Source organism: Brucella rhizosphaerae, from assembly GCF_002252475.1.
Lineage (GTDB): Bacteria > Pseudomonadota > Alphaproteobacteria > Rhizobiales > Rhizobiaceae > Brucella > Brucella rhizosphaerae.
Window position 1 is genome coordinate 196,912 of sequence record NZ_NNRK01000029.1, and the last position, 12,598, is coordinate 209,509.

Genomic DNA, 12,598 nt, shown 5'->3' on the forward strand with positions numbered 1-12,598 from the left:
GCTTCATTTCCGGTGCGTGATGAGGCAATAGCTAAAAAAACCCGACGGGGAGACCTCCCCCTCTGAATTGTGAGTTTTTCGATGAAAATTATAGCTTCAGTGATGGCTACTGCCTTGCTGGCATCGACTGTAATATCTGGTGCCCAATCTGACGCAAAGGCCTCCGGTTCTCCCGCACTGGCAGCCAGCGCCGACAGTACCATCAACTTGCCGAAGCCAGAATGTGAAACTGACTATGGTCAGTGGATGGACAATCTGACCAAGGAATCCCGCGAAGCAGGTGTTGGCGAAAAGGGAATTGCTGAGCTGCATAAGGCGTCGCTCGAACAGAGAGTTCTTGATCGCGACCGCAAGCAGACCGTCTTCAATCTGACCTTCACTGAGTTTTCCAGGCGCCTCATCTCGGAAGCGCGCCTGAAGAATGGTCAGAGCAATCTGGTCAAATATGCCGATGTCTTCAAGAAAGTCGAAGACACCTATGGCGTACCGGGCCCGGTACTTGCCGCTTTTTGGGGTTTAGAAACCGACTACGGCGCTATTCAGGGTGATTTTGACACGCTCAATGCACTCGTGACGCTTTCTTATGACTGTCGCCGTCCGGATCTTTTCCGTCCGCAGCTGATCGCTCTTCTCAAGCTTTTCGATACCGGTGTTGTCGATGCTGCCACAACGGGCGCATGGGCTGGCGAAATCGGCATGATGCAGCTTCTGCCCAAAGATTATCTGGAGCGCGGCGTCGACGGAGACGGCGACGGCAAGGTCGATCTGAAGAACAGTGTTCCCGATGCAATGATGACCGCTGGCCGTATGATTTCCGAACTTGGCTGGAAGCGTGGCGAGCCGTGGCTCGAAGAAGTACGCGTCACCAAGGATTTGCCTTGGGAAGAATCCATCCGCACCAATCGCAAGCCACATTCATGGTGGGCTGAGCAAGGTGTGGTCGGGCTTAAGGGCCCACTGGGTCCGGATGACGGCGACGCATCGCTTCTGCTGCCACTGGGTCGCAAAGGTCCTGCTTTCCTGTCCTATCCGAATTTCGATATTTTCGTGGAATGGAACAAGTCGATCGTATACGCGACGACGGCCGCCTATTTCTCCACCCGCCTTGCTGGTGCTCCAGCCTTCAATCCCGGCAATCCTGATCAGGGTTTGACGCAGGAACAGATGAAGGAACTGCAGACCAAGCTTCAGGCTCGCGGCTACGAGATGGGCAAGATCGACGGCGTATTCGGCGTGCTGACACGCGATGCCGTTCGCACCGAACAGTTGCGTCTCGGAATCCCTGCCGATTCATGGCCAACGCCTGAACTGCTTGAAAAGCTCTAGTGGATTGAATTTGACATCTGTCCCACGCCTGTGACCGAGCGATGCAAATGTCGGAATAAGACTACCAGAACATGTCTCCCAAAAACGGAAACTCGTTTTGGGATCAAGACAGGCTTAAAAACCAATAGCTAAAGCGCATCGCATGAATACTATGAAACGCGAACGCTTTAGATAGAATCGATCAAAGGCGCGGACCACCCTCCGCGCCTTTCAACTTTTGCAAGTTATTCAAGCGCCATGATCTCTACCCTCATTATCGTTCTGCCCGTCTTCGCCCTCATCTTTTCCGGTTGGGGTGCATTCAAGCTGAAGATATTAGGACCGCACGCAATCACTGAGCTTAATCGCTTCGTGGTCTATCTGGCCTTGCCGGCCCTGCTCTTCGATATCATGGCCAATACCCATGGCAGTGATTTGTGGCAGCCCGGATTTATCAGCGTCTTTCTGCTGAGCAGCGCCATAGCCTTCGCCCTGCCCTTTATCATCCGTCTGCGTGGTAAATTATCTCTGGCTGACAATGCACTTGATGGACTAAACGCTGCCTACCCCAATACGGGCTATATGGGCATTCCGCTTTCTATGATCGCTTTTGGCTCAGGCGTTCTCGCTGCAACGACAATTTCCATCATCATTACCGTCTGCGTGACCTTTGCCTTTGCGATCATCCTGATCGAAATCGGCATGCAGACCGAAAAGAAGCCGCTGCGTCTTGTCTGGAAAGTCGCACGATCCCTGATCCGCAATCCGCTGCTCTTTGCGCCTGCACTGGGAACACTTGTGTCATTCTCTGGCTTGACCATCCCTGCACCTGCAGAAACCTTTCTGAAAATGCTTGGTGGCGCAGCGTCGCCTTGTGCACTTGTGGCGCTTGGCCTTTTTCTCGCACAACCGCGCGAGATCGAGCGTGACAGCGTCAATGCAATCGCTTTCCTCGTATCAGTCAAACTGATCATCATGCCATTGGCAACGTGGTTGCTCGCGATCTACGTCTTTGGGCTACCGCCACATCTGGCGCAGAGCGCGACACTGCTTGCAGCACTCCCCGCAGGCACAGGTCCCTTCATGCTTGCAGAACATTACCGTCGCGAAGCCGCCATTACGTCCAATGTCATCCTCTATTCGACAGTTCTATCGGTGTTCACCCTGTCAGGATTCCTCGCTTTAATTCGCTAAACGAAGAGGCAAAAAGCCAATTCTTCGGTTCAAGCCGGGCCAAAATTGGCGCTTTCGTGGCATTTTCATGAAATGTGAACAAATTTTTACAGTCAAAAATTTCAATGACTTAGCTGGTAAACAAAAGGTTTTTTTCCCTATCACCGCTTATTGCAGTACGAAATGTTCTTTTGTTTAGACCAATTTGCGCTTAGATTCCGGTTCTCTACCAGCGCGTACCCGGCCTCGTCGGGTGCATATAAGGAGACAGACCAATGGGACTTACGCGATCTCTGAATGTCCTCATGATCTGTGCAGCATTCGCATTTGTTGCAGCGTTGATAGCAGGCGTTATTCCCTGAATTGGGATAGCCAAGCCATTAAGGCGGCATCGGTTCTTGAGGATAGACTGATCCGTTTTAGAAAAAATTCTAAAGAAAAGCCCGGTTTTCAAACCGGGCTTTTTACATTTCAGGCGACCTGGAGAGCCGTTTCCGTATTGGGCCTTATGCCAATCATATGGCAGATAGCGAACGGCAGATCGGCACGGTTCATCGTATAGAAATGGAAATCCTGTACGCCACGCTCGATCAGGTCCATCACCTGTTCCGCAGCAATGGCAGCAGCAACAAGCTGATGGGTTTGCGGATCGTTCTCCAACCCCTCAAAGCGTTCAGCAAGCCATGCCGGAATATGCGTGGCCGACCTTGCGCAGAAGTTTTTCACCTGCTTGAAATTATGGATTGGCAAAACGCCCGGCACGATTGGAATATAAATACCAGCACGGCGCACGCGCTCGACATAACGCTCGAATAATTCATTATCGAAGAAAAACTGTGTAATGGCGCGGGTCGCACCATTATCAACCTTGCGCTTGAGCATATCGATATCGGTTGCAAAATCCGGGCTTTCCGGATGCTTTTCCGGATAGGCAGAAACGGAAATATCGAAATCATCGATCTGGCGCAGCCCTGCTACCAGTTCAGCGCTGCTCTGATAGCCGCCCGGCGTCGAGACATATTTCTCGCCGATGCCCGAGGCAGGGTCCCCACGTAACGCCACAAAGCGTTTCACGCCAAGGGCTGCAAATTCACGCACAACCTCGTCGACTTCTTCCTTCGTCGCATCCACGCATGTGAGATGCGCAGCCGCATCGACATCAGTCTCTTTCAGAATGCGTGCCACTGTGCGGGTCGTGCGTTCACGCGTGGAACCGCCCGCGCCATAGGTCACAGACACGAATTTTGGCTTCAATGGCGCAAGGCGCGTCACGGTTTCCCACAGGCGCTGTTCCATTTCTTCCGTCTTGGGCGGAAAGAACTCGAACGATACGCGGGTGGTCTGGCCGATATCCGATCGGCGGGAAAGACCGTAAAAGCCCATTAGACTGTCTCCGTTATGCTTACACGTTGCGGCGCTGGATCGGCAATCAGCAAGCGTGGGTCATTGGCAAGCCAAAGCTTGACCGTCAGTCCATCGTCGCCATTTGCAGCCTTTGGCCCCAATTCTGTCGTCTTGGCAGGTTCAAGCCCTGCATCTTTCATCCATCCCAGCATTTGCTCATCGCTGAAGCCGAGCCTGAGATGCGCATGTTCCTCGCGTAGGAACTCAAGTTTGTGCGGCGCAAAATCAACGATCAGCAAGCGTCCACCCGGACGAAGCGCACGCGCCGCCTCACGAATTGCTGCGAGCGGATCATCAAGAAAATGCAAGACCTGATGGATCGTGACCAGATCAAAACTCTCGCGTTCGACGGGTAACGCATAGACGTCGCCCTGCCGCACCTGTGCATTGCCTACCGATGCGAGATCGAGATTGGCACGTGCCACCGAAAGCATGTCGCGATTGATATCGATGCCCAATCCGCGCACATAAAGCGGTGAGAAAAGCTCCAACAACCGACCTGTGCCCGTACCGACATCAAGCATGGCCTGAAACTGCCTGTCGCCGATGATGTTTTTAAGCGCTATTTCCACTGCATTTTCGGAAACATGCAGCTTACGAATTTCATCCCAGCTACCAGCATTGGCACTGAAATAAGCTGCCGCCTTTTCCTGACGGCTGGATTTAACCTGCGAGAGCCGCTCCATATCGCGTTCAATCAGGGGATCAGATGCATCGAGCCGCAACAGCAAATTGCGTGCAACTTCACTGCAAAGCGCATTGTCAGACAGCCGGAAATAGGCCCAGGCGCCTTCCTGATAGCGATCAATGAGATCAGCTTCGCCCAACAGCTTGAGATGACGCGACACACGCGGCTGCGACTGACCCAGAATTGTGGTCAGGTCCGACACCGTGAGATCACCCTTGGAAAGAAGCGCAAGGATGCGCAAGCGGCTTGGTTCTGCCACTGCTTTTAACACATCCACCATCTGATCGAGCTGCAAGCGCAATTCGCAATCTCCATACACTTCTAAAGATATAAAGATATGTTTATATGAAGTGGCGATTACGCGCAAGCGATTTTCGTACTGCGATACACAGCAAAGCTATGCCCCCGATTAAGGAAGGCGTTTGAGCTGGATAACAACAAGGTTATGATTATTGCGAATCTTGCTTCGAGCGCCCTAACGTATTGAATCTATGCATCGCCCTTTCCGGTATCGATTCTGGTTTTTGGGCAAATACTACAGCGTGAAAGGAAGACGGCTATGAGTGCAGGCACTGTGCGCCAGAAGGCAATCGCAAAATCTCTCACGCTTTTGCTTCCTGCGGTCCCCTATTCAGATTCAGAACCAATTCGCGCGGCAGCGCTTGCGCCGCATATGAAAATGCTTCCGCCATCAATTGCCGTATGGCTGGCAACAGTGGCCCATGTGCGTCACATGCATACCGACTATGACGCGCTGCGCGATGATGGCTACGACAAGGATTCAGCACGTTTCTTTGTGATGGACGCCATCAATTCCAAACTGACGGAATGGCGTGCGACACGCCTTGTCACAGCAGATGAGGATGAAGCGGCGGTAATGTAACCGCCGCCTTCAGAACCATACATTCCGGTTTCAGTGGGTGTCATGCCCCTGCAGATAGCCGTGCTTGCGGGGGTCTGGCATCACAAGTCCCACGATAAAGACAATCACCATCATGATAGTCACGTACCAGAAGAACCCGCTTTCAAAGCCGATCTTCTTGAACCACAGCGCGACATATTCGGCGGTACCGCCAAAGATCGCGTTGGCAATCGCATAAGAGAAGCCAACGCCCAGAGCGCGTACTTCAGCCGGAAACAGTTCTGATTTCACGATCCCGCCGATTGACGTGTACATGCTCACAATGGCCGAGGCGATGGCGATATACACAAACGCCATTGTCGGACTTTGCACAGACCCAAGCAGCGTGAGCAACGGAATAGTTGTCAAAACCGATACGCCACCAAATGCGATCATCATCGGCTTGCGGCCCACCTTATCGGAGATATACCCAAACAGTGGCTGCATAAGCATGAAGGCAAACAGGGCAACGGTCATGACCTCGCTTGCCGTTTCCTTGTTCATGCCCGCCGTGTTGACCAGATATTTCTGCATGTAGGTCGTGAATGTGTAAAAGGTCAGCGACCCACCCGCTGTAAATCCAACGACAACCAGAAATGCCTTGCGATGGTTCTGCCAGATGTTGGCGAAACTACCCGCAGCCTTACTGGCGCGGGATTCCTCAGTCGACGTTTCGTGCAGTGTGCGGCGGAGAAAGAGGGCTACGATTGCGGCCAAACCACCAATGGCAAACGGAATACGCCAGCCCCATTCATGCAGCTGCTCTGATGTCAGAAAAAACTGCAGGATGACCAGGACCAGCACCGCCAGAAGCTGACCGCCAATCAAAGTCACATACTGGAACGACGAGAAGAAGCCGCGGCGGCCAGCCAGAGCGACTTCACTCATATAGGTTGCGGTCGTGCCGTATTCGCCACCGACCGACAAGCCCTGCAGCAGGCGCACCACCAACAACAAGAACGGCGCCCAAAGACCAATTGTTTCATAGGTCGGCAAAATCGCAATCGCAAAAGACCCCAGACACATCATGCTGACCGAAATCAGCATGGAGGTGCGACGGCCGAGCTTATCGGCCACACGGCCAAACACCCACCCACCGATGGGGCGCATAAGAAAACCAGCGGCGAAAATTGCAGCTGCATTCAGCAGCTGGCTTGTCTGATCCTCTGAGGGGAAAAATTGCGAGGCGAAGTAAAGCGCCCCGAAGGAATAGACATAAAAATCGTACCATTCCACCAGATTGCCAGACGCACTGGCAACAATCGCATAAATGCGGCGGCGCGTATCGTGAGCGTCGTGTTTCTCTGCGATCTCGCCATTGGCATCATTCTGCATTTCTGCATTGCTCATTCTGAAACTCCCGAAAGCGGGAACTGCCACAAGGGGAAGCGCCCACGTGATCACTCGCTTTGCATGGGAGAGCGCAAAGCCAGCAATCGTTGACCTCATAAATAATATATTCGGCAGGCAGTCAGGCTTCAGTCGTTAAACATGAAATCGCATCAGTTCGCCCGAAAGTGGGGCTCCTGACTTAAGCTACCTCAACGTGACATCTTTGCAAAATCAGACATCAACGCTCCCAATTAAGTGATCCCTGCAATGCTCAAAAGATGCACGGAATTACCTCCGATATATCAAAATCATAGGATCAATATCGTTTGTATGCAATCTATTATGAAGAGCTATTATTCATGATGGAGATATAGAGGGTGCGACAAAAATATTGTATTTAAAGGATTATACCGGGAAGCGCCCTGAAACCTCCCGGTAAAATCTTTGTGAGACAAACACCTCAGCCTATTTGCTGGCCACGATGAAAATTCGTGGAAACCGTAACATCACACGGCCATCCTTCAGTTTCGGATAATATTCTTCGAGCCTTGATTTATAGGCTTTCAGAAACTCGTGCTGTTCCCGATCATCCAGCGGATCAAGAAACGGACGCAAACCTGTCGACTTCACCCACTCGATAATCGCATCCACATCTGCAAGCGGGTGATTGTAGATTGTGTGCCAGATGTCGATCCGCGAGGCCTGCCCGACCAAGGCGTTATAATAATCGGCCACAGGTGCCAGAGGCCCCCTGCCCTTATCGCCAATCTTTGCTGCGAAAGGTTCCGTTTTAGCAACTTCGCGCATTAGCTTGTGGGTCGGCTCGCCCATATTATCCGGCATTTGCACCGCAAGACATGCGCCCGGTTTAAGGAACGACAAGAGCCTTGTCATCTGCTCCGTATGATCGGGAAGCCATTGAAAAACGGCATTTGAGAACAGCACGTCGGTTTCGGCATCCGGTTCAAATTTCGTCACATCTCCCAAATCAAAGCTGACCTGAGGCAAACGCGTCTTTGCCTTTTCGATCATATCGGGTGACGTATCAAACCCCGAAACCTGTGCATCCGGCCAGCGTTCAACCAGAAGCTCGGTGGAGTTTCCCGGGCCGCAGCCAATATCGACAACCTTGCGCGGCTTATCGATCTTTATCTGCGCCAGAAGGTCAGCCGCCGGGCGACTGCGCTCATCTTCAAACTTCAGATATTGCTTTGCAGACCAGTCTTTCATTGTTCACTCCTTCCAAACAAAAAGGCCGGTGCAATGCACCGGCCTCATTTTCTTTATCGCGTCAGCGGCTTGTAAGTGACCCGCTTCGGATTAACGCTATCTGGTCCGAGACGACGGACCTTATCCGCTTCATAATCCTCGAAGTTTCCTTCGAACCACTCAACGTGGCTATCGCCTTCGAATGCCAGAATATGCGTCGCCAAACGGTCGAGGAACATACGATCGTGGGAGATGATAACGGCGCAGCCAGCATATTTTTCGAGCGCATCTTCGAGCGCTGCCAGCGTTTCGGTATCAAGATCGTTGGTCGGTTCGTCGAGGAGCAGAACGTTGCCGCCTGCCTGCAACATCTTGGCAAGATGCACGCGATTACGCTGACCGCCGGACAGATTACCAACCTTGGCCTGCTGATCACCGCCCTTGAAGTTGAACGCACCGCAATAAGCGCGGCTGTTCATTTCAAACTTGCCGAGCTTGATGATGTCGTTGCCGCCGGAAATTTCTTCCCAGACATTTTTGTTCGGGTCGAGGTGATCGCGACTCTGATCGACATAACCAAGATGAACGGTATCACCAATACGAATAGAGCCCGAATCCGGCTTTTCCTGACCAGTGATCATCTTGAACAGCGTCGACTTACCCGCGCCGTTTGGACCAATAACACCAACGATGCCACCAGGAGGCAGCTTGAACGTCAGGTTTTCGATCAGCATGCGATCGCCAAATGACTTGGTCAGACCTTCAGCTTCAATAACCACTTGACCAAGACGCTCGCCAGCCGGGATCAGAATCTGGGCATCGCCCGGGCGTTGATTGTTGGCAGCTTCGACCAACTGGTCATAGGCCTTGATACGAGCCTTCGACTTGGACTGACGAGCCTTCGGGCTCGCCGAAATCCATTCGCGTTCGCGCTCAAGGGCTTTCTGGCGTGAATCGTCTTCACGGCCTTCCTGAATCATACGCTTGGACTTGGCTTCGAGATAGGCCGAGTAATTGCCTTCATAAGGAATACCGCGACCACGGTCGAGCTCGAGAATCCAGCCCGTTACATTGTCGAGGAAGTAGCGATCATGCGTGATGAGCAGGACAGCGCCCTGATATTCGCGCAAATGCTTTTCGAGCCATGCAGTGGTTTCAGCGTCAAGGTGGTTGGTCGGTTCGTCGAGCAGCAGCAGATCAGGCTTCGACAGCAGCAGCTTGCAAAGTGCCACGCGGCGACGCTCACCACCCGAAAGAGTGGTGACATCGGCATCAGCAGGCGGGCAGCGCAGTGCTTCCATCGCCATTTCGACCTGGCTGTCCAGATCCCAGAGGTTCTGGCTATCGATGAGATCCTGAAGTGCCGCACCTTCGTCAGCAGTTTCATCAGAATAGTTCATCATCAGTTCGTTATAACGGTCGAGAATAGCCGTTTTCTTGGCTACACCTTCCATTACATTGCCGAGCACGTTCTTTTCAGGATCGAGATGCGGTTCCTGAGCGAGATAACCACAAGTCGCACCGTCTGCGAGCCAAGCTTCGCCGGTGAAATCCTTGTCCATTCCGGCCATGATCTTGAGAATTGTCGATTTACCGGCGCCGTTTGGTCCGAGAATACCAATCTTCGCATCAGGATAGAATGATAGATGAAGGTTTTCGATAACCTTTTTAGTACCGTAGGCCTTGTTCAGCCCGGACATATGATAGATGAATTGGCGTGCCATAAAGCCCGTCGTCTCCACAAGTTAAAGAGCGCGAACGGCCAGAAAGCCGAACCGCAGGGAAATTGCTGCTGGGTATGTAGGCGAAATAGAGCGCGGAAGCAAATATCATCACGCAGGTGGCGCTGGCATTTTGAAGCATCTCAACCAAAAGTGCGAAGCAGTTTTGCGCTGGATAATGCGTAAAGATAAATAGTGAGATGCGGTTCCAACAATTCAGCCTTAACTGGCACCACCCGATTATTCACGGCACCCGATAATTGGCCTATGTCGGGTTCGAAATAAGCTCAAATAAAATGAAACCGGGCGCGGATATTTCCGTCACCCGGTTTCCCCTCTGGCCACCACTCGGGAAAGTACCTCCCTTTCACCGAATGGCCTGCTAGTTATGCCTTAACGACCAAAGCGCAACGTTGTTTAACATGTCTATGCAACAAACTCTGGTCTCTGAATTCTCTTCAAAACTCCGTCCAAATCCCCTTACAGAGATAGATTTGCCTAGGATTTCGCGGTTTTCAAGCGGAATTTGCTCAAAAAATGCAAATGCCTAAAATTAACTCATTCAACCCTCAGATGCCTTTTTTTGCGACGCTACCAAAAGAGAATTTGACTATTTGCGCGGCATAAATTCTGATGGTCTTATGACGTTTGAAACCATCCATCGCCTGCCTCTTTCGGACGGAACCGAACTGCCCTATCGGCAGTCGCTCGCTGTTGCTCCAAAAGCTGTTGTGCATATCTGTCACGGACTTGCCGAACACTCGGCACGTTATGCCCGTTTCGCTGCAGCACTGAATGGGGCTGGATACCATGCTTACGCGCACGATCATCGCGGACATGGCGCCAATATCAGTCCACATGCACCAAAAGGGATGTTCGCACCAAAAGACGGCGATAGAGTGGCTATTGGCGATGTTCTGGCCTTAAACCGCCATATTCATGCAACGCACCCCGGCTTACCTGTGGTATTATTCGGCCATTCGATGGGCGGACTTATCGCGCTCAACTACGCGCTCGTGCATTCCGACACGGTTGATGCCGTTGCTGTCTGGAATGCCAATTTCAATGGTGGCATCGAAAACCGTGCTGCAATGGCACTTCTTTATGCCGAGCGAATGCTCAAAGGCTCAGACGTCCCAAGCGCAATCCTGCCCAAACTCACCTTCCGTACTTGGGGGCGTTCAATTCCGGGGCATCGCACGCCTTTTGACTGGCTCTCACGTGATCCGGCAGAGGTGGAAGCTTATGTGAATGATCCCCTCTGTGGCTTCGATGCAAGTGTTGCGCTCTGGATCGATGTTTTCCGCATGATGAAGAATGGTGCTACCGACAGCAGTTTTGCTGGTATCCGTAAGAAGCTACCTTTCAATCTTGTTGGTGGGACGGAAGATCCGGCCACCGACAAAGCAAAGGCCACCCGCAAATTGGCTGCCAGAATGCAGGCAATGGGCTTTAGCAACGTCACGTGTACCATCTATCCCGGCACACGCCACGAAAGCCTGAATGAGATCAACCGGGATGAAGTAACGCAGAATTTTCTGGATTGGCTCGCTGAGGCCCTTCCGTCTGGCCGCATCTCCGGCTAGAACCTGCACATATTCAAATGCTGGATCAAACTCACGATTTCTTGAAACATCTTGGTTTGCCTCGCAATCAATGTTATGGAGCCCGCCTTGCGCGCTACAGGGCATCTGTACATAAACATTAAGCACACCGGTTTTACTGCAAATGCGCAAGGAATGAAGGAAGCTCCGCTTGGCAACACCAACGATTTCTGTGGTCATCCCCTGCCGCAATGAGGCCGACAATCTCGCTTTTCTGCTTGATGAAGTCGACAGCGCCATGCTTGGTCGCGCATATGAAGTCATCGTCGTCGATGATGGTTCGACAGATTCCACAAGTGATGTTCTGGCTGGCCGCATCCATACAGGCAAACCATTGCGCCATATCCGCCATGATCGTTCGGCAGGACAGAGTGCCGCTCTGCGTTCAGGCGTTTTTGCAGCTCGCGGACAGATCGTTGTTACGATGGATGGCGACGGTCAGAATAATCCAGCCTATTTGCCAGCGCTCGCTGACGCTCTCATCAATGCAGGACCTGACTTTGGCATAGCCGCCGGTCAGCGCCTCAAGCGTACCGATACAAAGCTAAAGCAGCTTTCCTCGCGCTTTGCAAACAACCTGCGTGGCTCAATCCTGAAAGATAAGACACGCGATTCCGGTTGCGGTTTGAAGGCGCTTCACACGGATCTTTTCCGCCAGCTGCCGTTCTTTGACGGCTGGCACCGCTACCTGCCAGCTTTGGCTCTCCGCGAAGGTTTTGATGTCGTGCATATCGATGTCACCGACCGCGAGCGCCGCCACGGCAAATCCAATTATGGCATTCTCGACCGCGGCCTACGCGGCATTCTGGACCTTTACGGCGTATGGTGGTTGCGCAAGCGTCGTAAAGTTGTTCCGCGCGTGACGGAGATTACCCATGACTGACATTCTGAACAGCTTCACTCAATGGCTGCACGATGTTTTTGTAGCGCAATGGGATGGCTGGATCATTCTGGGCTTTATTGCACAGGCCTGCTTCACCATGCGCTTTGTCGTGCAATGGCTGGCATCAGAAAAAGCCAAGAAGAGCGTTATGCCGGTAGCGTTCTGGTTCTTTTCACTCTTCGGCGGTGCTCTTCTTCTGATCTATGCTATTCAGCGCAAAGATCCAGTGTTTATCGCTGGTCAGGCCTTGGGTCTGATCGTCTATGTCCGCAATCTCTGGCTCATAGCCAACGAGAAGAAGCAGGTTACTGCGGCTGACTAAATCATTCCGGCAAGTCAAAATCAAAACGCCGATCTGATGATTTCAGATCGGCGTTT

11 protein-coding genes are annotated in these 12,598 nt (G+C 52.2%); 6 read left to right on the forward strand and 5 right to left on the reverse strand.

Annotation, left to right across the window (positions count from 1 at the left end; all coding sequences use genetic code 11):
* Positions 1-81: 81 nt before the first annotated feature.
* Together CEV32_RS13665 and CEV32_RS13670 are read left to right on the forward strand one after the other, a co-directional pair.
* A complete protein-coding gene (locus tag CEV32_RS13665) occupies positions 82-1,326 on the forward strand; it encodes a lytic murein transglycosylase (protein ID WP_094577662.1) in 1,245 nt (414 codons plus the stop codon).
* A gap of 237 nt (positions 1,327-1,563) precedes the next feature.
* Entirely contained in the window at positions 1,564-2,499 is a 936-nt protein-coding gene (locus CEV32_RS13670) for an AEC family transporter (RefSeq protein WP_094577663.1), read from the forward strand.
* 450 nt (positions 2,500-2,949) lie between these two features.
* On the opposite strand, the gene metF is transcribed toward CEV32_RS13670, so the two are convergent.
* Both metF and CEV32_RS13680 read right to left on the reverse strand, forming a co-directional pair.
* A complete protein-coding gene (gene metF / locus CEV32_RS13675; protein ID WP_094577664.1) occupies positions 2,950-3,861 on the reverse strand; it encodes a methylenetetrahydrofolate reductase [NAD(P)H] in 912 nt (303 codons plus the stop codon).
* Positions 3,861-4,850 carry an ArsR/SmtB family transcription factor gene (locus CEV32_RS13680; RefSeq protein ID WP_094577876.1) on the reverse strand — a complete coding sequence of 330 codons (990 nt, stop codon included), beginning with the start codon at positions 4,848-4,850 and terminating at the stop codon, positions 3,861-3,863. Before CEV32_RS13680 ends, metF begins: the two co-directional genes overlap by 1 nt.
* Positions 4,851-5,129: 279 nt before the next feature.
* On the opposite strand from CEV32_RS13680, the gene CEV32_RS13685 reads away from it, so the two are divergent.
* The gene (locus tag CEV32_RS13685) at positions 5,130-5,453 is read left to right on the forward strand and encodes a DUF2293 domain-containing protein (RefSeq protein WP_094577665.1); all 324 of its coding nucleotides are present in this window, start codon (positions 5,130-5,132) and stop codon (positions 5,451-5,453) included.
* Between the two features lie 30 nt (positions 5,454-5,483).
* Here CEV32_RS13685 and CEV32_RS13690 read toward each other — a convergent pair whose 3' ends face one another.
* The 3 genes from CEV32_RS13690 to ettA form a co-directional block, all read right to left on the reverse strand.
* Positions 5,484-6,821 (reverse strand): MFS family transporter, encoded by a 1,338-nt coding sequence (locus CEV32_RS13690; RefSeq protein WP_094577666.1) that lies wholly within the window; start codon positions 6,819-6,821, stop codon positions 5,484-5,486.
* Between the two features lie 447 nt (positions 6,822-7,268).
* On the reverse strand, positions 7,269-8,033 hold the full coding sequence (gene tam / locus CEV32_RS13695; RefSeq protein WP_094577667.1) for a trans-aconitate 2-methyltransferase: 765 nt from the start codon (positions 8,031-8,033) through the stop codon (positions 7,269-7,271).
* A gap of 53 nt (positions 8,034-8,086) precedes the next feature.
* The gene (gene ettA / locus CEV32_RS13700) at positions 8,087-9,736 is read right to left on the reverse strand and encodes an energy-dependent translational throttle protein EttA (protein WP_094577668.1); all 1,650 of its coding nucleotides are present in this window, start codon (positions 9,734-9,736) and stop codon (positions 8,087-8,089) included.
* Between the two features lie 638 nt (positions 9,737-10,374).
* Here ettA and CEV32_RS13705 point away from each other — a divergent pair.
* From CEV32_RS13705 to CEV32_RS13715, 3 genes are all read left to right on the forward strand, one after another.
* Positions 10,375-11,319 (forward strand): alpha/beta hydrolase, encoded by a 945-nt coding sequence (locus CEV32_RS13705; protein WP_094577877.1) that lies wholly within the window; start codon positions 10,375-10,377, stop codon positions 11,317-11,319.
* Positions 11,320-11,488: 169 nt separating this feature from the next.
* Positions 11,489-12,220 carry a glycosyltransferase family 2 protein gene (locus CEV32_RS13710; RefSeq protein WP_094577669.1) on the forward strand — a complete coding sequence of 244 codons (732 nt, stop codon included), beginning with the start codon at positions 11,489-11,491 and terminating at the stop codon, positions 12,218-12,220.
* Positions 12,213-12,542 (forward strand): lipid-A-disaccharide synthase N-terminal domain-containing protein, encoded by a 330-nt coding sequence (locus tag CEV32_RS13715; RefSeq protein WP_094577670.1) that lies wholly within the window; start codon positions 12,213-12,215, stop codon positions 12,540-12,542. Before CEV32_RS13710 ends, CEV32_RS13715 begins: the two co-directional genes overlap by 8 nt.
* Positions 12,543-12,598 lie beyond the last annotated feature (56 nt).

Excerpts from the sequence above, each read along its gene's own strand:
- CEV32_RS13665 (WP_094577662.1), top strand. The coding sequence starts at position 82 with ATGAAAATTATAGCTTCAGTGATGGCTACTGCCTTGCTGGCATCGACT.
- CEV32_RS13670 (WP_094577663.1), top strand. The coding sequence starts at position 1,564 with ATGATCTCTACCCTCATTATCGTTCTGCCCGTCTTCGCCCTCATCTTT.
- metF (WP_094577664.1), bottom strand. The coding sequence starts at position 3,861 with ATGGGCTTTTACGGTCTTTCCCGCCGATCGGATATCGGCCAGACCACC.
- CEV32_RS13680 (WP_094577876.1), bottom strand. The coding sequence starts at position 4,850 with ATGGTGGATGTGTTAAAAGCAGTGGCAGAACCAAGCCGCTTGCGCATC.
- CEV32_RS13685 (WP_094577665.1), top strand. The coding sequence starts at position 5,130 with ATGAGTGCAGGCACTGTGCGCCAGAAGGCAATCGCAAAATCTCTCACG.
- CEV32_RS13690 (WP_094577666.1), bottom strand. The coding sequence starts at position 6,821 with ATGAGCAATGCAGAAATGCAGAATGATGCCAATGGCGAGATCGCAGAG.
- tam (WP_094577667.1), bottom strand. The coding sequence starts at position 8,033 with ATGAAAGACTGGTCTGCAAAGCAATATCTGAAGTTTGAAGATGAGCGC.
- ettA (WP_094577668.1), bottom strand. The coding sequence starts at position 9,736 with ATGGCACGCCAATTCATCTATCATATGTCCGGGCTGAACAAGGCCTAC.
- CEV32_RS13705 (WP_094577877.1), top strand. The coding sequence starts at position 10,375 with ATGACGTTTGAAACCATCCATCGCCTGCCTCTTTCGGACGGAACCGAA.
- CEV32_RS13715 (WP_094577670.1), top strand. The coding sequence starts at position 12,213 with ATGACTGACATTCTGAACAGCTTCACTCAATGGCTGCACGATGTTTTT.